At 59.9% G+C, this 24,445-nt stretch carries 24 protein-coding genes and 1 tRNA gene; 13 read left to right on the top strand and 12 right to left on the bottom strand.

Annotated elements, in window-relative coordinates:
- Positions 1–9 precede the first annotated feature (9 nt).
- The 3 genes from cmk to FEZ59_RS16435 all read left to right on the top strand — a co-directional run bounded on the left by cmk (position 10) and on the right by FEZ59_RS16435 (position 2,290).
- Entirely contained in the window at positions 10–690 is a 681-nt protein-coding gene (gene cmk / locus FEZ59_RS16445; protein ID WP_029255443.1) for a (d)CMP kinase, read from the top strand.
- A complete protein-coding gene (der, locus tag FEZ59_RS16440) occupies positions 687–2,114 on the top strand; it encodes a ribosome biogenesis GTPase Der (protein ID WP_019748583.1) in 1,428 nt (475 codons plus the stop codon). Before cmk ends, der begins: the two co-directional genes overlap by 4 nt.
- Before the next feature lie 102 nt (positions 2,115–2,216).
- Positions 2,217–2,290 (top strand) — tRNA-Pro (locus FEZ59_RS16435).
- 101 nt (positions 2,291–2,391) lie between these two features.
- Here the strand turns inward: FEZ59_RS16435 and FEZ59_RS16430 are convergent.
- Positions 2,392–3,708 (bottom strand): tyrosine-type recombinase/integrase, encoded by a 1,317-nt coding sequence (locus tag FEZ59_RS16430; RefSeq protein WP_075833294.1) that lies wholly within the window; start codon positions 3,706–3,708, stop codon positions 2,392–2,394.
- 829 nt (positions 3,709–4,537) lie between these two features.
- Here FEZ59_RS16430 and FEZ59_RS16425 point away from each other — a divergent pair.
- The 8 genes from FEZ59_RS16425 (at position 4,538) to FEZ59_RS16390 (ending at position 12,510) form a co-directional block, all read left to right on the top strand.
- Positions 4,538–4,933: a hypothetical protein gene (locus FEZ59_RS16425; RefSeq protein ID WP_029255442.1), complete on the top strand. Its 396-nt coding sequence runs from the start codon at positions 4,538–4,540 to the stop codon at positions 4,931–4,933.
- 121 nt (positions 4,934–5,054) lie between these two features.
- Positions 5,055–5,597 (top strand): HNH endonuclease signature motif containing protein, encoded by a 543-nt coding sequence (locus tag FEZ59_RS16420; protein WP_051636477.1) that lies wholly within the window; start codon positions 5,055–5,057, stop codon positions 5,595–5,597.
- The gene (locus tag FEZ59_RS16415) at positions 5,594–7,948 is read left to right on the top strand and encodes an AAA family ATPase (RefSeq protein WP_172932887.1); all 2,355 of its coding nucleotides are present in this window, start codon (positions 5,594–5,596) and stop codon (positions 7,946–7,948) included. The genes FEZ59_RS16420 and FEZ59_RS16415 overlap by 4 nt, the downstream gene beginning before the upstream one ends.
- A 1,083-nt stretch (positions 7,949–9,031) precedes the next feature.
- A complete protein-coding gene (locus tag FEZ59_RS16410) occupies positions 9,032–9,310 on the top strand; it encodes a hypothetical protein (RefSeq protein WP_029255439.1) in 279 nt (92 codons plus the stop codon).
- An 18-nt stretch (positions 9,311–9,328) separates the two neighbouring features.
- Complete coding sequence (locus FEZ59_RS16405; protein ID WP_029255438.1) at positions 9,329–9,991, top strand: hypothetical protein; 663 nt, start codon at positions 9,329–9,331, stop codon at positions 9,989–9,991.
- Positions 9,992–10,031: 40 nt separating this feature from the next.
- On the top strand, positions 10,032–10,904 hold the full coding sequence (locus FEZ59_RS16400) for a hypothetical protein (RefSeq protein WP_144440114.1): 873 nt from the start codon (positions 10,032–10,034) through the stop codon (positions 10,902–10,904).
- A 469-nt stretch (positions 10,905–11,373) separates the two neighbouring features.
- On the top strand, positions 11,374–11,703 hold the full coding sequence (locus FEZ59_RS16395) for a hypothetical protein (RefSeq protein ID WP_029255435.1): 330 nt from the start codon (positions 11,374–11,376) through the stop codon (positions 11,701–11,703).
- 51 nt (positions 11,704–11,754) lie between these two features.
- The gene (locus FEZ59_RS16390) at positions 11,755–12,510 is read left to right on the top strand and encodes a hypothetical protein (protein ID WP_029255434.1); all 756 of its coding nucleotides are present in this window, start codon (positions 11,755–11,757) and stop codon (positions 12,508–12,510) included.
- Between the two features lie 463 nt (positions 12,511–12,973).
- Here FEZ59_RS16390 and FEZ59_RS29845 read toward each other — a convergent pair whose 3' ends face one another.
- Together FEZ59_RS29845 and FEZ59_RS16380 are read right to left on the bottom strand one after the other, a co-directional pair.
- Positions 12,974–13,135: a hypothetical protein gene (locus FEZ59_RS29845; protein WP_200865134.1), complete on the bottom strand. Its 162-nt coding sequence runs from the start codon at positions 13,133–13,135 to the stop codon at positions 12,974–12,976.
- Between the two features lie 219 nt (positions 13,136–13,354).
- Complete coding sequence (locus FEZ59_RS16380) at positions 13,355–13,780, bottom strand: hypothetical protein (RefSeq protein WP_172932885.1); 426 nt, start codon at positions 13,778–13,780, stop codon at positions 13,355–13,357.
- A 338-nt stretch (positions 13,781–14,118) separates the two neighbouring features.
- On the opposite strand from FEZ59_RS16380, the gene FEZ59_RS16375 reads away from it, so the two are divergent.
- Positions 14,119–14,574, top strand: coding sequence for a hypothetical protein (locus tag FEZ59_RS16375; RefSeq protein WP_020969705.1), 456 nt, complete (start codon positions 14,119–14,121; stop codon positions 14,572–14,574).
- 373 nt (positions 14,575–14,947) lie between these two features.
- Here FEZ59_RS16375 and FEZ59_RS16370 read toward each other — a convergent pair whose 3' ends face one another.
- The 7 genes from FEZ59_RS16370 to FEZ59_RS16340 all read right to left on the bottom strand — a co-directional run bounded on the left by FEZ59_RS16370 (position 14,948) and on the right by FEZ59_RS16340 (position 22,193).
- Positions 14,948–15,628, bottom strand: a complete 681-nt coding sequence (locus FEZ59_RS16370) for a hypothetical protein (RefSeq protein ID WP_041686197.1) — start codon at positions 15,626–15,628, stop codon at positions 14,948–14,950.
- 166 nt (positions 15,629–15,794) lie between these two features.
- The gene (locus FEZ59_RS16365; protein WP_172932884.1) at positions 15,795–16,679 is read right to left on the bottom strand and encodes a hypothetical protein; all 885 of its coding nucleotides are present in this window, start codon (positions 16,677–16,679) and stop codon (positions 15,795–15,797) included.
- Between the two features lie 65 nt (positions 16,680–16,744).
- Positions 16,745–17,605 (bottom strand): ABC transporter permease, encoded by an 861-nt coding sequence (locus FEZ59_RS30420; protein ID WP_020969703.1) that lies wholly within the window; start codon positions 17,603–17,605, stop codon positions 16,745–16,747.
- Positions 17,602–18,564, bottom strand: a complete 963-nt coding sequence (locus tag FEZ59_RS16355; protein ID WP_157920617.1) for an ABC transporter permease — start codon at positions 18,562–18,564, stop codon at positions 17,602–17,604. The genes FEZ59_RS30420 and FEZ59_RS16355 overlap by 4 nt, the downstream gene beginning before the upstream one ends.
- A gap of 80 nt (positions 18,565–18,644) precedes the next feature.
- On the bottom strand, positions 18,645–20,252 hold the full coding sequence (locus tag FEZ59_RS16350; RefSeq protein ID WP_020969701.1) for an ABC transporter substrate-binding protein: 1,608 nt from the start codon (positions 20,250–20,252) through the stop codon (positions 18,645–18,647).
- A 55-nt stretch (positions 20,253–20,307) separates the two neighbouring features.
- Positions 20,308–21,282: an ABC transporter ATP-binding protein gene (locus FEZ59_RS16345; RefSeq protein ID WP_020907850.1), complete on the bottom strand. Its 975-nt coding sequence runs from the start codon at positions 21,280–21,282 to the stop codon at positions 20,308–20,310.
- Positions 21,282–22,193: an ABC transporter ATP-binding protein gene (locus tag FEZ59_RS16340; RefSeq protein WP_241841158.1), complete on the bottom strand. Its 912-nt coding sequence runs from the start codon at positions 22,191–22,193 to the stop codon at positions 21,282–21,284. The genes FEZ59_RS16345 and FEZ59_RS16340 overlap by 1 nt, the downstream gene beginning before the upstream one ends.
- A gap of 275 nt (positions 22,194–22,468) precedes the next feature.
- Between FEZ59_RS16340 and FEZ59_RS16335 the strand changes: the two genes are divergently transcribed.
- Positions 22,469–23,026: a QsdR family transcriptional regulator gene (locus tag FEZ59_RS16335; protein WP_020907848.1), complete on the top strand. Its 558-nt coding sequence runs from the start codon at positions 22,469–22,471 to the stop codon at positions 23,024–23,026.
- A gap of 85 nt (positions 23,027–23,111) precedes the next feature.
- Here FEZ59_RS16335 and FEZ59_RS16330 read toward each other — a convergent pair whose 3' ends face one another.
- Together FEZ59_RS16330 and FEZ59_RS16325 are read right to left on the bottom strand one after the other, a co-directional pair.
- A complete protein-coding gene (locus FEZ59_RS16330) occupies positions 23,112–23,933 on the bottom strand; it encodes a class II glutamine amidotransferase (RefSeq protein WP_141487242.1) in 822 nt (273 codons plus the stop codon).
- Positions 23,934–23,954: 21 nt separating this feature from the next.
- A complete protein-coding gene (locus FEZ59_RS16325) occupies positions 23,955–24,398 on the bottom strand; it encodes a hypothetical protein (protein WP_020969697.1) in 444 nt (147 codons plus the stop codon).
- Between the last annotated feature and the right edge of the window lie 47 nt (positions 24,399–24,445).

Raw genomic sequence — 24,445 nt, 5'->3', positions numbered from 1 at the left:
GATTCGTCCATGCCGCTGGTAGTCGCTATGGACGGACCGTCCGGAACCGGCAAGTCCAGCGTCTCTCGCGCGTTGGCGCAGCGTTTGGGTGCTCGCTACCTCGACACCGGAGCCATCTACCGGATCGCGACCCTGCACGTGCTTCGTCAGGGAATTGATCTGGCGGATTCCGCCGCGATCACCGCCGCCGTTGCGGCATTGCCGTGGTCCATCGGTACCGATCCGAGCAGCGAGCAGGTGCACCTCGACGGCGCGGACGTCAGCGAGGAGATCCGCGGCGACGCGGTCACCAAAGCTGTCTCCGCGGTGTCGGCCGTACCCGAGGTTCGCGACCTGCTGGTCGCCACTCAGCGTGAGCTGGCGGCCGGAGCGGAGCGGATCGTCGTGGAAGGTCGCGATATCGGAACCGTCGTACTCCCCGATGCAGACGTCAAGATCTTCTTGACCGCATCGGCGGAAACCCGTGCAGCACGGCGCAATACGCAGAACGTCGGCCAAGGCCGTGAAGACAATTACGAAGCGGTGCTGGCTGATGTGCAGCGCCGTGACCATCTCGATTCGACTCGGGCAGTGTCGCCGTTGCGCCCTGCCGAGGATTCCATCCTGGTGGATACGAGCGAATTGGGAATTGAAGATGTGATCGCCAAGTTGCTGTTGGTGGTCAGCGACAGAACTGGAGCAGTGCAGTGAGCGACGATCTGGTAACCGAATATGCCGGTGACGGAACTTGGTCCGAGGAATCGGAGTGGGATTACGCCGATCTCGAAGCGGACGGCGAAGGCGAAGCGCACATTGCCGTCCCGACCTTGGCTGTTGTCGGTCGACCGAACGTCGGCAAGTCGACGCTCGTCAACCGCATCATCGGCCGCCGTGAAGCGGTAGTCGAGGACATCCCCGGCGTTACCCGTGACCGCGTCTCGTACGAGGCGAACTGGGCCGGACGACGCTTCCTCGTCCAGGACACCGGCGGATGGGAACCCGACGCAAAGGGTCTTCAGCAGGCCGTTGCCCGCCAGGCCGAATTGGCCATGGGAACGGCTGACGCCATTCTCCTGGTCGTCGACGCCGTTGTCGGCGCTACGACGACGGACGAAGCTGTCGCTCGAGTGCTTCGCCGCTCGAAGACTCCGGTCATCCTCGTTGCCAACAAGGTGGACGACGGACGCACCGAGTCCGAGGTTGCCGCGCTGTGGTCCTTGGGCCTTGGTCAGCCGTACTCGGTGAGTGCGACGCACGGCCGCGGTACCGGCGACTTGCTCGACGAGGTTCTGGAGAAGCTGCCGGAGACCCCGCGTGAAGGTATTCCCGGCGGCGGTCCGCGTCGTGTTGCTCTCGTCGGAAAGCCGAACGTCGGAAAGTCCAGCTTGCTCAACAAGCTGTCCGGTGACGAGCGGTCCGTCGTGCACAATGTTGCCGGCACCACCGTCGACCCGGTCGACTCCATCGTCGAACTCGGCGGGCGCCCTTGGCGTTTCGTCGACACGGCTGGTCTGCGCAAGCGCGTCAGCCATGCCAGCGGTGCGGAGTTCTATGCGTCGCTGCGTACGAAGAGCGCGATCGAGGCCGCCGAGGTCGCGATCCTGCTGATCGACGCACACGAGCCGATCACCGAGCAGGACCTCCGTGTTCTGAGCATGGTGGCCGACACGGGTCGTGCATTGGTGATCGCATTCAACAAGTGGGACCTCGTGGACGAGGACCGTCGACTCATGCTGGACAAGGAAGTGGACCGTGATCTGGTCCGCGTTCCGTGGGCTCAGCGAGTCAACATCTCCGCCCACACCGGTCGCGCTGTGGCGAAGCTCGTGCCGGCTCTCGACACGGCTCTGGAGTCCTGGGACAAGCGCATCCCCACGGGTCGCCTGAACACCTGGCTCAAGGAAGTTGTGGCGGCCACGCCGCCTCCGATGCGTGGTGGTCGCCTGCCTCGCATCATGTTCGCGACTCAGGCAAGCACGCGCCCGCCGACATTCGTTCTCTTCACCACGGGCTTCCTCGAGGCCGGCTACCGCCGCTTCATCGAGCGGCGTCTGCGTGAAGAGTTCAACTTCGACGGCAGCCCGATCCGCGTATCCGTCCGAGTGCGCGAGAAGCGTGACCGTAAGGGCCGCTGATTCTGCGTCCAATTCGGTACTGAAACGGCTCTGACCAGCCGATTGGTACTTCGGCCCGTCCCTGATGTAATCTTTCCAAGCGCCCGAAACAAGGGCGTGGGACGGGCTGTGGCGCAGCTTGGTAGCGCACTTGACTGGGGGTCAAGTGGTCGCAGGTTCAAATCCTGTCAGCCCGACGCAGATCAGAGGCACTATCCAGAACATTGGGTAGTGCCTCTACTGCTGTCTGGACCGCAGTCGGACCGCAGTAGTTTTTCCGGACCGCAATAGACCGCAGTCAGTCATCACCGATGGCTTTGAGCTTGGTTGGGTCGACGTGAGCGTAGACATCCATGGTGATGCTTGGACTTGCATGCCCGAGGATGAGCTGGACATCGACATGGTTCATGCCCTCAGCGAGAGCTTGGGTGGCCGCTGAATGCCGTAGCCAGTGGACCGTTACGTCGTCGGATACGCCCGCCAAGGCTGCAGCGGGGGAGAAGTAGCGACGGGACCAGTTCCGCAGTCGCACCGCATCACCCTTTGCTGACTGAAATAGGAACTCATCTGGCTTTTTGTCTGCGATCTGAACCCGCAGAGGCTCCACCAGCGACGAGCGGAACGGCACCCAGCGTTCCTGGTGGGATTTGGTTTCACCGACGACCAAGCCGAGCTTGTGGACCTCGACGACGCCCTCCACGACGTGAAGTTTTCGATTCACCAGGTCGATGCCGCCGACGCGCAATCCGAACAGTTCTCCAGCACGTAGACCGGTCGCGCCGAGTAATCGCACGATCAACCCGTTCGTGGTTGGCGGTGACGGGGGGATGACCGGCACACCGTCGTCGTCCGTCGGTAACTCCGCAACAGGCTTTAGGTCGGTACGCGAACCCGGCCGTTTGGTGGCCGCTCGATAGTCTGCAGCGCAAGCGACTCGCTCGACCTCTACGGGGGTCAGGAACTTAGGAGTCTTGCGCGGCAGTCGGGGGAGCGGGACGTGGTCGGCGGGGTTCGCATGAATGAATCCGTCACGCATTGCGGAGACGAGAATCTGCGAGAACACCTTGTGAGCTTGACGCACCGTGGAAGGTGCCAGAGTTGATCCTGTCTTGCTTCCGGTAGCGGAGAGCGTCGTGACCCAGCGCGCAACGGCAGAGTGTTTCACCTCCGCTATCGGCGTCGAACCCCATGTCGGCAAGATATAGGCGCGTACCAACGTGAGGTAGGTCGTGCGGGTCCCGACTGCTTTGAACTCACGGTGCGCCCACGAGTCGGCTATCTCAGCGACCGTCGTCCCCCTCTTGGCTGGGTCGACGTATCGGCCTGTTTCCAGCTTGGCTGTCTCGCTGTCTGCACAGGCTTTTGCCTCTGCTTTGGTTCGGAACGATTTGCCCTGTTCCTTGCCGTTGTCGTCTACCCACCGCGCCTGATACTGCAGGCCCTTGCCATGCCGCGCGCTTGGTTTCTTCGTTGTCCTGCACTTACAAGCGGTATGGATCGGTTCACGGTTCTCGTCGACAAGATCTTCGTGGGTGTGCCAGCGGTCAATGACACCAGCGCGTCTGTTTCGTTTGGTCTGTCGGTGGGTGCTCTGGGTGGATGGAGAATCTGTCATACCGAGAAACCTAGCAACGGTCTGATCAACATGTGACCACTTAACCTTGAGCTGCATTGTGGGATAGATCACACCACTGATATTGGGTGCATGTCCACTTGGCCAATCGGTAGTTACAAATAAGCAGATATGCAGCTCACGGTGGGTGTAGGTTCTCCCGTTGCTGGATGTCTGACGTACCTTAAATGCTTGTGGCACAGCATAATTCGTACTTATGGGAGTTGTGGCACCATGACGCCTGTGCTTGTCTGTTGACGGCAAGCGATCAGTGGATTCTGGTCGAAAAACCGTACGAAAGGGTCGAACAAATGGTGCAAGCCTCGCCACAGCTGCCGGGCAGTTATCAGAGGTTGATCACTGATCCGGCTGAGATTGATGAGTCGACACCGGACAGTGCTCTCGTGACACTTCACGCTACGGCGGTGTTCATCGGCAAAGCGGTAACAACATGCCGCCAAGATCGCACGGATGGGAACCGCCGAGGCCCAGCATCGTTTCTACGCAACGGGCGCATTACGTACAGGTTGGGTGACCTGCGCGCATACAACAACGCCCGTTTCGAGGCATCGCTACGCGGGGGGCACTGACATAAGCAAAATGCCGCGAACCGTAGCTCGCGGCATTCCGTTGGGTTGATCACCCTGCAAGCCCCACTCCGCCTAGAGAGATTGGAAACTCACATGCATCATGATACGCCCAGGTCACGCGCCCTAGCTGGCGTCCTGCGCTCGCTCCGTCCACGTCGCAAAGATGTCGACCACTTCGGCTCACTACTCGAGTACTCGATGACCCGACGCGACATCGGCCCCGCCAAGAAAGGGCACGAATCATGACGAACACATCCACGTTCACCGCTACGTCACCGATCGCCCCGGACCCGATGCCCAACTACTGCTTCATCGCTCTGCACAACCCGCGATTCGGAACGTTCGACAACAGGCTTCGGTTCCGGTCCAACGCAACCCGGATCGGGCTCGCGGTGGACGAAGTCACCAAGCGCATTCGGGACGAGCACGGCGCATTCGCTTTCCCCTTCGACGGAGTGTTCGACCTCATGCCCGGATGGGTGTTCGTCACGACCTTGCCCACCGACAGCAGGGGTAGCCGCGTCGTCGGCGTGATCCATCCGCGCGAATTGTCCGAAGCCGAAGTGATCGACCAGCTCGGCAAAGCCCTCAACCGGTTTGCCCTGCGGAGTTTCTTTCCGCAAGAGCGACGGACATAGCTGCCACATCTGCAGCGAGTGCTTTAACGCTCTACCCAATCTCCAGCCCCCACAGGTGACAGAACGACCGGTACCCCGGACTTCGGGACTGCCAACCAACTACCTGAAAGGGGCCTTTTTCATGCCTAGGCAACCTCACCAGCATGGCAGTCAGCCGTGGATGGCAACGATCGTGACCGCCATGACCCCCGACGAACGGGAACGTCTCGAGCGCCGGTTCACGGCGAAGATAGTGGTCGACGGCACCGGCTGCCACATGTGGCAGGGCGCTCACAACGGGCGCTACCCGACGCTGTCGCTCAACGGCAGGACTGTTTACGGTCACCAGCTCGCTTGGACCCTCGAACATGGCCGTGCCATCCGGCCGGGACATCAGATCGACCACACGTGCCGTACGCCGCTGTGCGTCAACCCGGACCATTTGGACGAGATAACCCGTCGTATGAACATCCTGCTCGGTTCCGGCCCATCAGCCCGTAACGCCGCGAAAATCTTCTGCGACCGTGGGCACCCCTTATTCGGGGACAACCTCTACACCGCGCCTAACGGCTGGCGCGTCTGCATCATGTGCCGTGACGGCCGGAACCGCAAATATGCGGCCAAAAGAAAGGTCGCGAAGCTCGAGACAGCGTGGCTGGCAGAGCACGGCGAGGCGACAGCATGACCGACGCCCGCAACACCCTCGACCATGCGACACCCAGAAGCGCCGCCAGCGCTGAGGACCCTGAGAGCACCGTGACTCAACCTGCCCCCGCATCGGTCAGCGCTGCTGCACCGACGTACGTACTGCCCGAAACTCTGCTTTCCGATGACCTCACATTGCTCGAGGCGGCGCAGGCTCTGGCCGCTGCTGGTCTCCGAGTTCTGCCGCTGACGAGTCAGCCGACGGCCAACAAGCCCGGCGAAGACGCGTCGAAGAATCCGGGCGGACTGCTCGGTCGGGGTTGGCAGAACAAATCGACGACCGATCCCGAGGTCATCGAAAAGTGGTTCACCGAACCGGACACGACGACACTCGAGGGTGTCGTCACGCAGACAGATATTTACAGGTGGGTTCCGTTCGACACGCTCGGTCTCGGCGTCCACGCCGGACCCGACATCCTGATCGTCGACGCGGACAACGCACAGAACATCCCCGAACGGTTCTGGGACGAGCTTGAGGACGCCCCCTTCCAGTCGTCGTCGACGATCGACCACCGACGCGGTCACTACTACTTCCGGCCCCGCCAGGGGTTCCACTTCGGGCACACGTCCGCTATTCCCGGTATCGACGGGATGGACTCGGCCGGTGAAATCAGGCACGGCAACGCGATCGCCGTATCAGCCCCGTCGAAGCACCGTTGGGCATCGCTCGGCCGCGCCTACCGCTGGAAGCGTGTCGGCACTATCCCCGAGATGTCCGAAGAGCTGGCGCAGTGGCTCGAATCCCGCATAGACAAGGTGGCGTGGAACGGCACCGTCATCGAGGTATCCGAGGCGACACTCGACTCGATCACCTATTTTCGTGAGAACTGCACCAACGCGTCGCACCCGGAAATAATCGACGACCACGTCGGTTTCATGCGGCAGCAGTCCGACACTAAGGGTCTGCACAACGCGTGGCTACCTGGTTTGATCAGCCTGATCGAAATGGCTTTGTTCGGGTACGTCAACGCTGCCGACGCGATCGACGCTGCAGGCGACGCGTTCGTCGCACTGCGCACCGACGACACGCGCGGCGGGAACGCGAAAGATCAGGATGGCGCGGAACGCGAATACATCGATCAGCTGAAGTGGGCACTCGGGAAAGCTCAGGCGAAGTACGCCACTCATCTTGAAATGCTGCGCTACGACACCGAAAAGTATGTCCGCAAGCATTACGTCACCGAACTTCCAATGACCAGCCTTCCACCGCTGCAGGCGTCGGTGCTAGGTGTCGGTACAGATGCCGTTATGTCCGGGATCGGGGTCGGTGACAGTCCTGGGAGCGAACTAGCGACCACCAGCAGCGCAGCGCCAGCGGAGATGGAAGCCAGACAGCTACTGATCGACGCTGCGCTCGCGCGCTTCCCAACCGTTGACCTCGACGTCCTGATGTCCGACCCACCGGAGCCGTTGGTGTGGCTCGAGGAGGGCATCATCGCGCGGGGTAGCTACGTGGGACTGACGGCTGCAGCGAAGGCCGGTAAATCGATCCTGACGTACTGGATGGCCGGGCATTGGGCGATGGGACGGTCAGCGATCGATCCCATGATCACCTTCGAACCGCCGACGATTCTGTACCTCGACTTCGAGAACGGGGACCGTTGGATGCACAGCACCCTGACGAAGATGGGCTTCGCATCTAAGGACATCAGCGAACATCTGAAAATTCTTTCGTACCCGGATTTTCACCCGTTGAACACACGTGAAGGTGCGCAGGAGCTGCACGCATTGATCGAAGGCATCAACCCGGATGTCATCGTCATCGACACCATCAGTCGCACAGTGGATGGCGATGAGAACGACTCGAAACCGTGGTCCGACCTCTACCGGTTAACGATCATGCCCATCCGTAAAGCGTATCCGGACGCGACGATCATCCGGCTCGACCACACAGGTAAGGACCCTAAACAGGGTGCCCGAGGTAGCTCGCAGAAGATGTCCGACATCGACACGCATTGGGTGTTGACCGCCGAAGCAGGTAACCGCAACAACCTTACGTTGGACCTCGAGCGGTCCAGGCTTGGTGAGCACGCTGAATCAGTCCAACTCCGTCGCGTGGACAGTCCGCTGAGGCATGAACTGAACGCCGGGAAGTCGGGGACCGGGGCGATCGCATGGGGACCGATACACGCTGTCAGCAGTGAAGTCGAGGCGGTGAATATCGCCCTCGACGAGTTGGATGCACCTGACGACATTTCAAATGCGAAGGCGAAGGCACTGTTGAAGGCGCACGGCCAGAACGTCAACTCTGAGAAAGTCCGTCAGGCTCTAGTGCTACGGAAAGAGCGTCCCAAAACAGTGCCCGACGAGATGCCGAAAGCGCTCGAATGAGAGCCGGAAGGAGCCGATTCGGTGCTGTTCCGGAACGCCGGAAAACCGTTCCGGAATGGCGCGGAACGGTACCCCCTCACGGAACGTTCCCCGGAACGGCCGGAACGGTGCGGAGCGGCCCCAAATTCTTCACCTATACGAGCAGGTCAACATATGAAAATTCGTTCCCGGAACGGTCTGGAACGAAGCGCCAATTCCGTAGCGTTCCGACGTTTCCATCCCTTAAGGGATGGAACGGGAGGACGGGATGCCCGGAAAACCTGAACTACGGGGCCTATTCGGGGGGGCAAGAGGGGGTTCCTAGGACGGCATCCATAGGGCGGGTCCATATGGCCGCATCGAGCGACCGCTGCAGGGGTGACGAAGAGAGAGGCACTCACTGTGAAAGACAAAGCAACATATACGCGCGTCTCGAGGTTGATCCTCAGGCACACAGACGGTGGCGAATGGCGACGGACATCGACTGTGAAGAAGCTCATCCACGGAACCGACAAAGAGCACTTCGACAACGTGCTTTCAGCGCTTACGTATACGGGGCTGATCCAAGTTCGCGGCACCATTGCAGGGCGGAGGGGGCAAGAGGTGCGCAAGGCGCCCAGCTAGGCATGCCAAGTCAACGGCAGGATGTGCCGCTGTCCCGGCTCGAGACCCCAGTACAGCGGCACCAAAATGGCCGGCGAATTTCACCCGGCCATCGGTGGAAAATGCGGTGTTGACCAGCACGTTAGTTCGCTGCAACTATGCGCGATCGTGCAATTAACGGCGATGCCGACAGATGGTAAGCCCAAAGCGACGCCGACCATCAGAACCGCCCGACTCGAGGGGCCTGATTAGAGGGGCCTCGCACGGTCGGAGACGCCCTGGAGGGCACCAGCTAAGCCGACCCTGCAGGACGGCAACGCCACAGAGCTGAGACCGCTTAGAACCCAAGGTCGGACTTCCCAGATTCGATCCGGTTCAGAACGCGGTACCGAAGTGATCTACGTCGACAAGCAAGTGGGTTGAGGTACCGAAAGACACCCCACCCGTTGATATTTCAGCCAACAGCATTCATCCGCACCGAGCGGATGTGGAGAGGAAGCCATGAAAACGACCAAACCGATCATCGAGGTTTTCGCGCGCAGTGGACATGCCGGTTGTGTCGACTGCACAGGAATGTTCGGCCCGCCGTCCGTCGACCCGCTCGGGTTCGTTCACGTCACCGTCAGCCACGACCCGACGTGCCCGGCATGGCGTCATCGCAACACCCCAGGGAGTGCTCTGGCCGCGAATAGTCGTCGCCCTGCACTGGTCGACGGGAAGCCCACATTCGCGGTCCTGGAGCACGTACAGGCCGCGTTCCGTGGCGGGGCTGATCGGTGACCCTTTACGCTCACCACCATGACGTTGGAAGGCATGAGATTCGAGGACGGACGGATTCAAGTCGAAGGGTTCCCGACAGCCGTCAAGCTCGCCCAGATCGAGGGGGAAGATGCGAAACGGCTCAGTCACCTTCTGCTTCACCGTCAAGACCTCGAGTTCGCTCACCAATGCGCTACAGCGTTGCAACTACCCGAAATTCAAGTGCCGGTGATCAGGCAAGCGTTGTGGCGATCTGCGATCGTGGCGTGGTCGAAATGCTTCGGGACGTCCCACGCAGGTCGGTTCCGGCTGCTGAAGGAAGATATCTACCCAGCACCGGAAGCTGACGCGGTGTTCCGGCACTTCAAAGCCCTGCGGGACAAGCACATCGCCCACGACGAAAACGCCTTCGCTCAGGCGAAGCCGGGGGTCGTGATCGGACCTGAAGACGGTGAGAAGAAAATCCTGCAGGCAGTGTGCTTCGGAATGTTCGTCCAGACGGAGAACGGGGGCACCGACCTCGAGAACCTTCAGCATCTGATCGGGGATGCAATGAAGTGGGTGCTGAATGAGATTGACACGGTGGGCGACAAGATCGCGGCCACCCTCGAGCATTGGGATTATCAACGCCTGTTGGACCTGCCCGACGTCCAGTTCAAACCGCCGAACGTCACTGACGTAGGCAAGCGGCGACGGGGATAATCACGTGGTTATCTCGAGCTGTTCAGAATACGGTCGCTCAGTGAACGCTACCTTCGAAGAACTGAGCACATTGGTGCTGACGGTTGTCGACGCATATCGCAAACATCAGGGCGATCTTGGGCCACCGTACAAGTCCCGTTGCCAAGCATGGGACGACCGCAACGCTGAGCGGCGGTTCGCGGGTGAGTGGAGTCGAATGCCGTTTCGAAATCTTCACTCTCAAGCGATTGGATTTCTAGGTCGCGCAGAAGACCACCTTCGTGGTTGCGCGCATCTTATCGCTGCCGATGGCACGGCATACAGCCCGGTGTCACTAGGTCGACCCGTGCTGACCGCAAGTGCAACCACGTACTGGATGCTCGACCCTGAGATTGATCTGACGGAGCGCATTCGGCGCAGCATGAACCTGAAACTGAGTGCATTGCAAGAGCGCGGAATGTACGCGGACGAAGACAATGATGATGTGTTTCGTGCGGAGATTGAGAAGGAGATCGAAGACATTCGACGTGCAGCACAGTCAGCGGGTTTGACGCCAAAGAAGACGAAGAAGGGGCGTCATTTCGTGGGCGAATTGGCTCCTACTGATACCCGAATGCTCCGCGAGTTGGTTGACCACCTAGACATACCGCTATCTGCAGAGTTCCTTTATCGGATCTACTCAGCTTCAATCCACGCGAACCTGAACAGCGGGGTGCATACGCAGTATGAGCCGAACGGCTCGCATCGCGATGGCGTAGGCGACTACTCGGTAACAGTTGACCTCGACAAGATGGCGCAGTACGTGCAGATACCGGCATACGCGTTCTACACGAGTTGCGTACGAACGATGACATATTTCGGTCAGCGGACAGGGCCTTTCGATGCACAGGCTCTGCCAGCCCTGACGCGACTATCGACGATCGCGGCTAGCTAGGAAACTCGCCCGCTCGCGCGCACATGTACACGCGCGCGGAGCGGGTGACCGTCCTGCCGCAATCGCCCTGAACTTCCGGTCGAACGTCGGGGATTCGCTTTGCCGAACGGACCGCTACTGAGTTCAGCTGTGTTGACGACCATCTGACTTAAGGTATCGAAAGACACTATGCACCTTCGGTGTTCAGGCTTTCACTTCGATCCGATTCCGCGCGAGCGTGACAAATATCGACACATAGCGGCGCGAAACTTTCCGGAGGTTTCCATCTGGAAACAGCCTCCGAGCTGCAGGTTTGCGGGCAATGGCCCGCTCCACGATCCCGACACCGTCATCCCGTTCGGTGAATGTCACCGAACGGCAGTCGAATTCGGCACAAATTAGCTGACCGGTCTATCTTTCGCCGCTGCCGACAACTAGTCTCATCAATATGGTTAGCAAAGCTAAGGATCGCGTGGAACAACGTCCGAAAATGACGAAGGTTCCCGCGATCATCACCAGGCCGGTCCCGGAACTTCCCGACGACCACCTGCTGCGCTGCCTCGCGTACCTTGCAGGATCGCGAAAAGGTCTCAGCCCCGTCTACGAACGACTGACTCGACTGCAGCCGATGGCCCGCTACCGGCCGATCCTCACGAAGCTGCAGGCCGACACCCGTCCGCTGCATCGCACCCGCAAAAAGGTCGACGCCCAACGTGCGCGGGAGTTGACCGACATCGCGCTGGTGGACCTGGCGTGCGCGTGTACCCCCACCGACCTCACTGCTGGCTCGATGCGCGACCGAATCCTCGAGCGTCGCTGACCGCAAACATCAGCCCGGCCCACACCGTCTACCGCGAAAGCAGGCACCAAAATGGCTACTCCTCCGCAGCATCACGTGTACGACCTTTCCGCTGCACTGTCCATCGTCGAACGGCTGCTCGCCGGGGTGAAGATCAAACCGGGAAAGCGCGTCGTCGCGTTGCACCGGAAGCTGCTCGACCTGCAGGAATCGCAGGAACTGATCCTCGCGGCACTCCGAGAGTTCACGCCCAACGACGAAGCCAAAGCGGCGATCCTCGGCAGGATCGCTGACGGACTGATCGAACAGTCTCTCGCCCCTGCAGAAGTCGTCAATCACCTGCAGACCCTCGCGGTCGGTACGGACAGGAACCTGCAGCAGCTCAGCAACGCAGTTCGGTTCCGCTACAACAAGCAAGCCACAGCGGCGATGCGAGACGTTGGGGATGTTCTCGTTCCGGAACTGTTCCGGCCATGGTGCGAACGGATCGTCGACGAATTGCGCGACATCGCACCGGTCATCGTTCAGCACGGTCCCAACCCCGCCGAACGCACCCCTGAGGTCGCAGAGGCGTACACGACGGCGGAAGCGCTGGCGCAGGAGATGCTCGGACTGTGGGAGGACGTCGACGTCCTGCGGCGACACGAAATTCTTACGGCTGGTGAACTTGTTGACCCACGGTCGTACCGATTCGGACGCCCTCATCTGAGTGCAGACCCTAACAAGGCGCACCGCGAAACCTGGTGGGTCGCCTACTCGGTGGTGAACGGTGCCCGACCGACCGTCAACACCTTCTATGAAGCGCAGGCCGGACTCGTGCCCGCCTAACCAAACTTCCCCGGCTCACGCTAGGGAAAACCCACCGAGAGGACCCTGTGCCTCATCCGGTGAACTCAGATGAAACAACTCAAACACTCTCGTTTATTCATGGACCGATTACGGAGTAACAAGGGATGCAGTTCTGAGTGGAAGGCCCCCACACTGTTGTCTCGAGCAGCGTGGGGGCCTTCTTTTAGCGCTTGTGGTTGTCTCGCCGGATGGACCGCAGAGAGACCGCAGTGCGGTCACTTAGGAGTCAAAGTTGAACAGGTCGACCTCTCGTTTCTGCTACCATTTATGCAGTTCAGACGTTAGCTACTGCAAACGGTAGCGAATCGAGAAAAACCTAGGTGAGTCCTACTTACATAACTGGGGGTCAAGTGGTCGCAGGTTCAAATCCTGTCAGCCCGACCGAAGTTAGATCAAAAAGGCAGTTTCTCAGAAATGAGAAACTGCCTTTTTTGTATGTGCCTCACAGGTTCGGCAACGGATCTCGTGGGAAGTCCTGCGGTGACGTGAGCTCCGCGTCGGCAGCATTCACGACTGCAACATATTCTTCGTCGATCTCGTACGTAATGCCCGCCGCAGTGAAGTGCGGTGTGGATGCAGTATCGACCGGGCTGAGAACGGTCATTCTCGGAAACTGGGTGAGGATCGACCTCGGCACTTTTCTGGACCGAAAGCTCGTCGACAACACGGTGATCGCCTTTCGGCTCACCACGACAAACACACTCGGTTTCGCGCTCATCAGAACGTCTGCTGGAAATACGTACCGGATCTCGTCATCTGGATCCAGGTAAGACCGAAGGCGCTCGCGAGCATCCGCAGAAACCGGCATGCGCGGAAGGCTAGCTCAGTTTCGCTGACTGAGGCGAATATTGTGGACGGCAACGGTTGCTCCGAAGAGCGCGATCAGAATGGCGGTAAAGATTGCTGCCAACCACCACTGCGCCGAACCTGCTGTATTCAGCCAAATGATCAATGCACCGAAAATTGTAGTCGGAATGCCGACAGCACGAGACAGGTCGACGTTCCTCGGATTGACCGGCGGTGTTCTCCACCAATGAAGGCGATGTCCTCGATTCTCACGCAGCATTCGCAGGAAGGACCAGACAGTAAGCGGCAGGCCAATCGCGAGGATGACCATCCCGCCAATGATCGCCAAAGTGGACCCGTCTCGGAAGTACGTCACGGCAGCGCCCACAACACCTGCAAAACCGATGGCCGTGAATACTTTCCACGCCGGGCTTATGGACTGGCCATGCGGTTGTGTTGCCATGCAAGCACCCTTCCATAAAACATGTTCGAAAACTTCAAGCCTGTTGCGGCCGTCGATTGTGCATCAGGGTGACAGTCAAACTCGGCAGGCCGTTAACTATTCCGAGTACAGCGACTGCGATACCCGCACTCAAAAGAGGTGCTGTCTCCCAATAGTTGTCAACGACGGGGAATGTCCCGATCAGGCTCAAAACCCAACCTGCGAGTTGCGCACGCCGAACATGTTGTGCCACTCCTGTCGAGAACCGCTCCGACGCAAGGAGGTTGTTTTGTCCATTTCGAGATTTGATTACTTTCTGCTTCGGAGCGCAATTTTCCCTACTGGCATGATCTCTTCGTATGACGGGGATTCGGATCGCGTGGGTTGTATTGGCGGTTGCCACCGGGATTCTAGGATCCGCGACGGCACAGTGGCCGCTGTACGAGATCACCGATTGTGAAATAGGCCTCGGCCCGCTCAGTTCTGCCGATTGTTACCGCTCGATTCACGACTATTTCGGGCGGGAGCTCTTCTTGGTGCTGGCGTTGCCGGTGGCTCTGTGCGTCATTCCAGCTGTGATCCCGCGACCATTAGTTTCCTGGATCGTCTCGGCGACAATGCTCTGCGCTGCAGTAGTGGGTTTCTTTACCGCTTTCAGCTCGGATATGCCTTCTCTGCTCTCGATGGTGGGGAGCCTCCCTGCGGCAGTGCTGGCATTGGTACTTGCCGCGGTGCATCAGGGGATCGCATTGCGCAACAAGGGCGCCATTGCGCGTGCGCGCGGTGTAGTTCTCGATCCGCGGTCGAGTGAGTGATCAGTCGGGGCTGAAGAACAGTTCCATCGAGATCCAGACGCCACCATTGCCGCGACCGGCAGGAACGCGAGCACTAATGGCAATGCAAATTGCCGGCCGGTGCGGCTGGGAATAGTCACAAGTCCGAGCAAGACGAACACGGCGGCAGGCGCCGCCCAACTTATCCAGTAGGTGAGCGGTGGTGGGTTAGGGCCGAACGACGTGAACGAACGGTTCGGATACAGCTGCGGCTGCGGGACATCCGCGAAGTGTTGCCACAGGAGTACCAATGGCAGGTAGCCGAACAGCCCCAGTAGGAGGCCGACGACGAGTCCCGCGAAGATTCGTTCGCCCCTCATCTCGACGCACCCGTCCGAATCAATCGTCCCACTGCCTATGCGACTTCTGGTAAGTCACGAGGCTGAATCCGTAGAGCCCACGCCCGGGCCGCAACGAACGTCATGGCCAATACGAGAACCACCAGCAGTACGACCGCGATCCAGGTGGGAGCGGCGGTGGAAAAGCCCAGCCTCCACGCAGTACCGACACCTACAGTCGTCGCCGCCAATGCCCCGACCGGAAGCATCGCCGCCACCGCCTGCGCCGTACGCGTAGTAAGTCGATCCCCGGCAGCGCGAAGAACTCCGAACACGGCGGCGACCGCCAGACCGTAGGCCAGGAAACCGCTGACGGCATAAACCAGGAGCGGGGACCATCCGATGTCAACCGACCTGGTGAATGCCATGCTGATCAAGACCAACAGGGGCGTCAACCCAAGCGTGACTCCCACGAGGCCTGCCACCACAGTTCGAAGCATTCGATTGTCCTGACCTCCGGAGATTCGCACACCCGCGAGGTGGAGTACGAGCCCGGTCAGCGCGCCCAGAACGGCGCCGATCACCGCAGCCTCGATGGGCCAGGCCCATTGCGATTCACCCGCGAAGCCCGAGATTGTCGTGCCACCCGAAAAGAGGGTGATCGTGGCCGACGCCTGTGACGATCCTTGTGTCAGCGCCGCCGTGACGATGGCAACGGTCGCACCGAACAAAGCAAACCCGAGTGCCTGTTTCCACATCAAGCCATCTTGACCCATCCTGCGCGAGGATTCGGCACAACGGCAGTCTCATTCGGATGACGACCCGCTGCGCAGGTTCGGGGCTCAGTCGAAGTTCGGTGAACGGGCTGGTGGTGATGCCCTCGTCGTATCACCACCAGCCACGTTCGACACTCACCTCTTGCTGTCACGCACGCAATCGGCGACGCGCTGCCAGAGCTGCCGGGAATCCGAGATCTGCATCGATCACTTCACCGGAGAGACGTTCCGAGATTTCGAGGAGTCGACTGCATCCGGTTTCACCGATCGCTTCGTACGGGTACGACCCCAGCACATCAGTCTGATGCTCAACCCTCTGCCGGCGATCACGACCCACCTCGTTCAGGTGAAGCTCGGGACCGTCTTCGAGCCATCCACGCGCCCGCACACTGGCGACGCCTTCCGCCCACTGATCGTTGTCCCATGCCCGGCTCATTTGCAGAGCAGCAGCAGGAACATCACCGGTTGCGGCGTGGACTACCAACGCTTCGACACCGTTGAGTCCTTCGGTGTGAAGAAGTGCGACATGAGAATCTCCGCGAAACTCCCGGAGCAAGGATTGGGCATGCCACAACACGAGATGAGGCTCATCAGGCCACGGCAATGATGCGTGCCCACCGAACAGGGGTCGCCCTTGTGGTCTGTTGCAGGCGCGTTCCGCGGCTCGACGTGCGAGTTCGGCAGCTTCGCGAACTTCGGTGCCGTCGACATGTTCTCCCCAGGCCTTGCGCAGCGAACGGTCGACAGCGTCGAGTCGAGCGGTGAGGATCTGTTCGGGGGTGGCGATTGTCCAGGCTTCCGGCAGCACCGCGTATACCAGTGCTGGGTTGAAGTTGAAGAACGTAGCGATGGTGACTTCAGCCGCTACTGCGCCCATGGGCGCAGACCGCGAAGCGAAGTAACCCATTCGAGGGTGTGTAAAGCCCAGTGCGGCATATGCTTCCGCGCCGAAAGGGGTGAAGTAGATCATGCCGTGTATCGGTTCGGCTCCACGGAAGACGCGGCGCGCGGTTTCTGGTGGGATCGAGGTCATCGATATTCCTTCATGCTGGTGGTGTGGTCTTCGAACAGTCGAGTCGGATGGTTGTTCTACGCCAGCTATCTCCCTCTGACATACATGCGGTCCCGGACGGCATCACCCACTCGGTAGACGGCCAGGACGACCAATGAAATCAGAATGCCGGAGGGGAGAATCTGTTGTGGTGCACTCAAGATGTGCAGGTACGCATCGGATAAGTCACCGCCCCAACTCGGAGTGGGGGGCTGTATTCCCAACCCCAGGAATGAGAGTGCCGCCTGCGCGAGAAAAGTCAGGCCGGTGAGCACGGTCACCTGAACGACAACCGGCCCGATTGCGTGCGGAAGAAGATGACGCAGGAGCACTACGTGCGGAGGGCATCCTGAGAGTCGCGCGCTCAGAACGAAGTCTCGGTTCCTCGTTTCGCTGACCCCGGCAGCCAGAATTCTTGCAATTGTGGGTGCATAGACGACTCCGAGCGCGGACATCGACGTGATCAGGCTCGGCCCCAGAACACCGGTAATAGCCACTGCGAGAACCAAACCTGGGAATGCCAGCAATGCATCCGCCACCCGGAGGAGTGACGCGCCGATCCAGCGTGGCCAATATCCGGCGATCAACCCCCACGGAATTCCCAACAGCAGACTGACGGCGACAGCGATCGCGACGCCGAAGAAGGCGGAGCGTCCTCCCCAGATCAATCGACTGAGCACGTCACGACCGAAGCCGTCAGTGCCAAGCAGGTGCTGTGCACTCGGACCGGCGAACGTGTTGGTCAGGTTCTGATCGGTCGGACTGTGCGGAGCCACGAACGAGGCCAAGACGGACGCCGCTATCAGCGTTCCGAGAAAGCAGTAGCTGAGCCATAATCCGGGGTGCAGTCGAGGGAGAGCCCACTTGGAGCGGGTCTCGCCTGCGGTGGTCAGCGCGAGTTGGCTCACGAGATCGTTCCCTTCCTTAATTGTGGGCTGATCATGTTGTTGGCGACGTCGACCAGGATGTTCACGAGAAGCACGATCACGACGAACAGCAACACAATGCCTTGAAGCATCGGATAATCTCGCGTGTCGATCGCAATGACGAGAGCGCTCCCGAGGCCCGGCAGCACGAAGATCTGCTCGAGAATGACCGTCGCACCCAGCATCGCCACGGCGAGCAATCCATAGACAGTGACAATCGTGGGAACGATGTTTCGTAGCGCGTAGCGCCACACGATCTTCCGCTCGTCGATGCCCATCGCACGCGCAGTTCGTACGTAGTCACTTGACAGTGTCTCGATCATCGCAGCCCTGGTCTGCCGAACCGCAATCGATGCTGCGCCGGCAGCGAGCGCCGTTGCTGGTAGGACCAAATGGCTCAGGTTGTCGATCACACTGTTCTCGAGAGGAACCCAGCCGAGCACCGGTAGAACTCCCAAACCGAGGGCGAAGACATCGACCAGCACGATAGCGAGGAAGAAGTCCGGTACCGCGAGTCCGATCCCCGAAACCGTGCGAGTCAGACCATCGCTGCGTCGTCCCTGCCGCGTCGCGGTCCACACACCGAGCGGTATGGCGACGACGGCGGACAGTAACAGTGCGAGTACAACGAGCTCGGCGCTCGCCGGCAGGCGCGCAAGGATCTGTGGGCCGACGGGGGCGCTGTTCTGTAGCGACGTTCCCAGATCTCCGTGCAGAGCCGACACCACCCAGTTCCAGTACTGGACCAGCAGAGGTTGATTCAATCCGAGGCGCTCGTTGAGTGCCGCGATCGCTTCATCGCTGCCGTTCGGACCGAGAAGTGCCTCGGCTGGTCCACCGGGGATTATCCGGATAAGGGCAAAGGTTATGAAACTAGCGATAATCGCGGTAGGAATTATCTGTGCGAACCGGACGCCGATCATCCGTATGTAAGGATTCACCGGCGATCGGTGAGGGTTTCGGGTCGGAACGCTCTCAGGCTCGGGGGCCAACGAATTCTCTTGCGATACAACGGTCGTCGTCATGACTTCGAGAGGTACGTCAGATTGGGGGAGCCGTTCAGTGCGGGAACGGCCCCGTGGACGTTCTTCGTGTAAGCGACCACGTCGGGAGTGAAGTACAACGGTACGTACTCAGCGGACTTGATCACGACTTGATTGATCTGTTTGACGATGTCGAGCTGAGCGCTTTCGTCATACGTGTTGTTCAACAGTGCGATCAACTTCTCCAACTCCTCGTTGGGAACGGAATTCTGCCGGAAGTACGACCGCGAACCCAGCGAGGCTTCGAAATTGAGCGGTGCGGATGCTCGCGTGGGCCATCCCACGCTGAAGACGTCCGCGCTGTTGTGTGCGACGAACTCCGTAATCGCCTGAGGTCCACTCATTTCGACGAAGTCGACCTTGATGCCGACCTTCTCCCACTGTTCTCCGACAAGGACCGCGTTGGTCGAGTACGGCGGTAGATTGCCTGCTAATCCGCGCACGGTGACCCCGTTCGGATACCCAGCCTCCGCTAGCAGCGATTTGGCCTTCTCCGGGTCGTACGGCCATGCATCTTCGGTTTCCTCGTCGTAGAACTGCGAACCGGGAGGATATTGACCGAAGGCCGCAGTACCTTCCGCGCTGTCCAGTGCAGCTCGCGCAATTGCTTTGCGGTCGAGCGCATACTGCATCGCCAGACGAACCCGGACGTCGTTAACCACGGGGTTCTTGTTGTTGATCACTACGAGCGCAACTCCGAGTCTCGGGTCGTGACTGACGTTCAGGTTGGGATTCCGTTCGAGGATCGGAGCACTCGACGGTGTGAGCCCGTATGCAAAATCCGCGGCGTTCGATGTAAGGGCATTTGTCAGCGCTGTGGGGTTGGAGATCACCTGGATCTGGATCTTGGCGAGCTGGGGGTTGGGAGGACCTGCCGGTTTGTAGTCGTCGAATCGACTGAATGTGTACGAACTGTTCGGGACTGCGCTGGTGAACGTGTACGGCCCGGCGCCTACAGGCTTGTTGGCGAAGTCCGTCCCGGCCGCTGTCAGTGCAGTGGGGGAGACAATCATTCCCAGTCTGCCGTTGAGCCACCCTGGTAAGCCGGAGGTAGGTGCGCTCAACGAGATCTTTATCTGATCCGGGGACGTTGCTTCGACGCTCTTGATCGTCGGGACGGAAACGATTCCGAGACTCAAGCAGTGTTCCATGCTTGCCTTGACTGCTGCTGCATCGAGAGTTGTTCCGTCGTGGAAGGTCAAGCCGTTCTGCAACGTCATCTCGAACGTGAGGTTGTCCGGTCCGGAGAAACCCCACTCGCTGGCGATTCCGGGCCGCAGTTTCTGGGTGGCAGGTTCAGCATCGATCAGTGGTGCATACATCAACTGTAGGTAGTCGATGTCGTATCCGATGTTTCCCGCACACGGGTCGAGCGAAGCTGGGACGTGTGAAGTCGCGACCTTCAGTTCGGCGTTCGGATCAGCAGGTCCGGTACCGCCGGCGGTACCGGTGGCGCTGCTCGAACAGCCGCTGAGCACGAGGGCAGAAAGTGCGAACGCAGCAACGAGGACATGGGGTCCACGCTTCCCATGATTCTGGAAGCGTGTGATCGGATATCGGGATCGCAAAGACAGACGTGGATTCATATGGTGGACTTTCGCTTTGGTCTTCTCGGAATGGGGAGACTGACGCGGCACGCATTTACTGCGGCAGGTTCGAGATGCCGGTCGATGTGGCCGGGGACGATAGATGGCACGCGGAGCTGTGTGCGGAATTCGAGGCCGCGCGAAGTGCCGGCGATTCCGACGCGCAGCGATCCATCGCAAACGGACAGCGGGTGCGGAATCGACAGCCCGAGGGTGGATTACGAGGGTCGGGTAACTCCCCGCGCACCAATGCTTTTCGACGACTGCGGCGCTCGAGTTCGATGTGCGGGGCCGCGGCGAGAAGTGCCTGCGTGTAGGGGTGCGACGGAGTCCTCAGGACCGTGGCAACCGGTCCGATCTCGACGATTCGCCCGAGGTACATCACCGCGACGCGATCGGCGATCCGTGCCACCGAACCCAAATCGTGCGAAATGAAGATGTACGTGAGGTCGTGCTCATCCCGGAGCTCGGCAAGAAGTTGCAACACCTCTTCCTGCAGTGAAACATCGAGGGAAGCAACAGGTTCGTCGCAGAGAATCAAGGGTGCCTTGGAGGCAAGTGCGCGAGCGATGGTCACGCGTTGGCGTTGGCCGCCGGAGAGCTGGGTCGGGAGACGGTCGGCAAGCTCGGCGCCGAGACCGACTCGACGCAACAGCTCGACGGCTTTCGGCCGCAACGACTGCGGGATGCGTACGCGTCCTGGCGCCATCGGCTCGGCCACGCAAGCCCAAGAGGCCATCCGTGTGTTCAAAGCCGACGTGGGATTTTGAAAGATGAGATGGGACGATCCGCCCTTGCCGAAAGCCGGGCTGTCGAGGTTCGTCGTGATGGAGCCTGCTGCCGTACCGACCAGGCCGGCCAGAGCGTGGGCCGTCGAAGATTTTCCCGACCCTGATTCACCGATGATCGCCAGGGTTTCACCTCTGTGCACGGAGAAGCTGACGTCGTCGACCGCTCGAAGAGTTTTGCGCCCTCGTCCGTACTCGACGGCCAGATTCCGAACATCGACGATGATGTCGGTGTTGCGCATCAGCTCACCAGTCCGAGCAACTGGAGTTCGGAACTGCGATGACATCTCGTTGCCGATTCCGGTGATCCGATCAGAAGTGGATGATCGGATGCGCAACGCTCCTCGGAGTAGTTGCACCGGGCGACGTATCGGCAACCCACGCCGTCAGCACGGGCGCTGGTGGTGAAATCGCCTCGAAACTTGGGTGATCGGTAGGAGATGTCTTCGAAGGTCGATCGTGCCGCTTCGAGAAGGCTGAACGTGTACGGATGCGCGGGCCGGCGAAGCAGCGCGTCCCGCGGCGCGACGTCGACGATTTCGCCGCGAAACATCGTGACTACTCGATCCGCGACCTCGGCGACAACCGCTAGGTCGTGACTGATCAACAACACGGCAAGATCGCGTTGTTCGGCCAGTTCTCGAAGGAGATCGACAATCTGAGCTTGGATCGTCACGTCGAGCGCTGTTGTCGGTTCGTCTGCGATCAGCAACTTCGGACCGCACGCCAGGGCCATCGCGATCATCACCCGCTGACACATCCCACCGGAAAGCTCGTATCCGTACGACTTCAAGGTTCTGTTCGGGTCTGCCAGACCGACCTGGTGGAGAAGATCTGTAGCTACGTCCTCCGCGTCGGCCTTCGTGATGTCGCGGTGGGCCTTCAATACATCGACGATCTGGCGACCGATGCTGACGGAGGGATTGAGCGCCGAACTCGGGTCCTGGAACACCATACTGACGTCGCGACCGCGTATTTTCCTCAACTCGGCGGCGGGCAGGCCGACAAGTTCCCGTTCCTCGAAGCGGATACTTCCGTTGACTGTCGCCGTGCGTGGCAAGAGCCCGAGCAGAGCGAGTCCGGTCAGTGTCTTTCCGCTCCCACTCTCGCCCACGAGGCCGGTGACCTCGCCGGCTCCCAACTCGAAGCTCACACCGTCGAGGAGCCTGTTCGAAATCGTTTCTGTCCCAATGTCAACCGTGAGATCTCGGACTTGCAGAAGTGGGCTCATCGTCGAGTCGTCCACTGGTGATCGTTCATCGCATTCCTCCGTAAACAACTGAATTGTTGTGACTGGAATCACGTACCGGGGAACCATAAACACTCACCTGCAACAAAGTCAATGAATGTTGCAACGATTGTCGTTGATGGTTCTCGTTCACTGTCTCCGGCTACCGACCAGCACGTCGTCAGGGATACATTCACTGCATGGCCGAGACACGTGACGTTCGCGCGGAGGCGTTGAGTGCTGCCCGCCGACAGTTCGCAGCCGGAAAACCGCTCGATGTGAATGCTTTGGCTACCGAGTTGGGCGTGGATCGGACTACGTTGTTCCGGCGCGCAGGGAATCGCGACACGATTACCGGGGACGTACTCGATTCTCTGGCGCGTCGAACGTGGCGAATGGGCCTCGCGGAGTGCGGCGGAAGCGGGGTGTCAAGGGTTGTCGACGTCCTCACTTACCATGCGCGGGCGACGATCGAGACCGAATTCTTCCGGGCATATTTGACTCGCGAGCCGCAGAAGGCGTTATGCATACTCACTACTGGACTCGGGCCGATTCAGGGGACGATGGTCGAATCCGTGCGGAGGCTGATCGAAGCCGAAATACCGGAGCAGATTCGGCCTGACCTGCCCGTCGAGGACATGGCATATCTGCTGGTTCGCGTGGGTGAGTCGTTCATCTACAACGATTTGCTCACCGGTGGCACTCCGGACACTGAGAAGGCTCGCCTGGCGTTCCGGCTCATCCTCTCGCGTAACTAGCGCGCCGAGTTTTGGCTTGCTAGGTGGTCGTGAAAACAACTCGAGCGCAAGCTATTTCATAGCTACGTCTGCCCGTGTGAGGAATTCAGGCCGCGGGGATCGGCGCGAAGTTCCGCATCTCGTCCCGTCCGGGCCGAATGACGCCTGCGGCGGACTCGGGAACCTCGTTCCATGCTCCAGGAAGGTCGCGCAGAGGCTCGGATACGACGATTCGGGTCTCCTCACTCAGATGGTGCAGGGCATCCACCTCAGGATGGAGCTTGCGCAACGTGGAGATCTCGGTGGAGAAGAACAGTGACCTCGATCGGTTCTCGCTCGAATAGCGAAAGATCCAGGTGGAGACGCCATCCGACGTAGCAACGGTCATCTGGACCGGATTGTCGATTCCCTGCGAGCGAGCCGTGTGCTCGACAAATCCAACGGCCCTCGCGACACCTTCGAACGGATCGTCGGTCAGGCCGAATGTCAGTGCGAGGAAGAACAAGGTTTCCGAGTCCGTCGATCCTTCGAGATCCGGAAAGAGCGACGGATCAATGGCAGTCACCAATTCCCTTTTCATGTCGTGGAATCCGCGTAGTGAACCGTTGTGCATCCACAACCAATTGCCGTGCCGAAATGGGTGGCAGTTGCTGCGCTGCACCGCAGTGCCCGTCGAAGCGCGCACGTGGGCGAACATGAGAGGGGTGCGCAGTTGAGAGGTGACCTCGCGCAGGTTCGAGTCGTTCCACGCGGGTTCGATGCTCTTGAACACTGCTGGTTGGGACCCCTCCCCGTACCAACCGATTCCGAAGCCGTCACCATTCGTCGTCGTTGCCCCGAGTTGAGAATGCAGGCTCTGGTCGATCAGCGAGTGCTGTGGCCTGAACAGCAAGTCATTAGCCAGTATCGGCTCTCCCGAATACGCCATCCACCTACACATGCTTTCAACTCAAACAGATTGAGTCGGCGTTGTCGGTGCATGCGCAGCGGCGTGCGTCGTCTGGGTGGGCTTCCATGTCGACACAGCCCAGATCACGACGATGTTCAGCGCGATGATGAGAGTCGACCACCAGGGGTAATACGGCAGCCACAAGAAGTTCGCGATGATCGAGATCGCACAGATCACGACTGCCGATACCCGTGCCCACGCCGTTCCGGTGAACAGTGCGAGACCGACGAGAGCGACGAGCGCGCCCAGCACGAGATGGATCCAACCCCACGTCGTCAGGTCGAATTGATAGACGTAGTCGATCCCGACTACGAACACTTCGTTTTCGGCGACGGCAGCGAGTCCTTGAAAGAACTGCACGATGCCGACCGTCACCAGGATGACTGCTGCCCCGATTGATGTTCCTACCGCGAAACCCTGCTTGACTGACGTTGTATCCGACATGGCGGTTTCCCTTGATTCGGTGGGGTGACCGGACACGTGCCCGGCAC

It is taken from the genome of Rhodococcus sp. MS13, from assembly GCF_013277835.1.
In the GTDB taxonomy this organism is placed as follows: Bacteria; Actinomycetota; Actinomycetes; order Mycobacteriales; family Mycobacteriaceae; genus Rhodococcus_F; species Rhodococcus_F erythropolis.
Note: the sequence above shows the minus strand (reverse complement) of the source record. Positions and strands in the feature narration are given on the sequence as shown.

What these genes read in the sequence shown, in the direction of transcription:
- FEZ59_RS16430 (WP_075833294.1), bottom strand. Translation starts at nt 3,708, where the DNA reads ATGACAGATTCTCCATCCACCCAGAGCACCCACCGACAGACCAAACGA.
- FEZ59_RS29845 (WP_200865134.1), bottom strand. Translation starts at nt 13,135, where the DNA reads ATGACCGTTCTCAGCCCGGTCGATACTGCATCCACACCGCACTTCACT.
- cmk (WP_029255443.1), top strand. Translation starts at nt 10, where the DNA reads ATGCCGCTGGTAGTCGCTATGGACGGACCGTCCGGAACCGGCAAGTCC.
- FEZ59_RS16390 (WP_029255434.1), top strand. Translation starts at nt 11,755, where the DNA reads ATGGCTACTCCTCCGCAGCATCACGTGTACGACCTTTCCGCTGCACTG.
- FEZ59_RS16425 (WP_029255442.1), top strand. Translation starts at nt 4,538, where the DNA reads ATGACGAACACATCCACGTTCACCGCTACGTCACCGATCGCCCCGGAC.
- FEZ59_RS16395 (WP_029255435.1), top strand. Translation starts at nt 11,374, where the DNA reads ATGACGAAGGTTCCCGCGATCATCACCAGGCCGGTCCCGGAACTTCCC.
- FEZ59_RS16420 (WP_051636477.1), top strand. Translation starts at nt 5,055, where the DNA reads ATGCCTAGGCAACCTCACCAGCATGGCAGTCAGCCGTGGATGGCAACG.
- FEZ59_RS16375 (WP_020969705.1), top strand. Translation starts at nt 14,119, where the DNA reads ATGACGGGGATTCGGATCGCGTGGGTTGTATTGGCGGTTGCCACCGGG.
- FEZ59_RS16370 (WP_041686197.1), bottom strand. Translation starts at nt 15,628, where the DNA reads ATGTGGAAACAGGCACTCGGGTTTGCTTTGTTCGGTGCGACCGTTGCC.
- FEZ59_RS16405 (WP_029255438.1), top strand. Translation starts at nt 9,329, where the DNA reads ATGACGTTGGAAGGCATGAGATTCGAGGACGGACGGATTCAAGTCGAA.
- FEZ59_RS16410 (WP_029255439.1), top strand. Translation starts at nt 9,032, where the DNA reads ATGAAAACGACCAAACCGATCATCGAGGTTTTCGCGCGCAGTGGACAT.
- FEZ59_RS16325 (WP_020969697.1), bottom strand. Translation starts at nt 24,398, where the DNA reads ATGTCGGATACAACGTCAGTCAAGCAGGGTTTCGCGGTAGGAACATCA.
- FEZ59_RS16380 (WP_172932885.1), bottom strand. Translation starts at nt 13,780, where the DNA reads ATGGCAACACAACCGCATGGCCAGTCCATAAGCCCGGCGTGGAAAGTA.
- FEZ59_RS16345 (WP_020907850.1), bottom strand. Translation starts at nt 21,282, where the DNA reads ATGCGCAACACCGACATCATCGTCGATGTTCGGAATCTGGCCGTCGAG.
- FEZ59_RS16335 (WP_020907848.1), top strand. Translation starts at nt 22,469, where the DNA reads ATGGCCGAGACACGTGACGTTCGCGCGGAGGCGTTGAGTGCTGCCCGC.
- FEZ59_RS16330 (WP_141487242.1), bottom strand. Translation starts at nt 23,933, where the DNA reads ATGGCGTATTCGGGAGAGCCGATACTGGCTAATGACTTGCTGTTCAGG.
- FEZ59_RS16350 (WP_020969701.1), bottom strand. Translation starts at nt 20,252, where the DNA reads ATGAATCCACGTCTGTCTTTGCGATCCCGATATCCGATCACACGCTTC.
- FEZ59_RS16365 (WP_172932884.1), bottom strand. Translation starts at nt 16,679, where the DNA reads ATGACCTCGATCCCACCAGAAACCGCGCGCCGCGTCTTCCGTGGAGCC.
- FEZ59_RS16415 (WP_172932887.1), top strand. Translation starts at nt 5,594, where the DNA reads ATGACCGACGCCCGCAACACCCTCGACCATGCGACACCCAGAAGCGCC.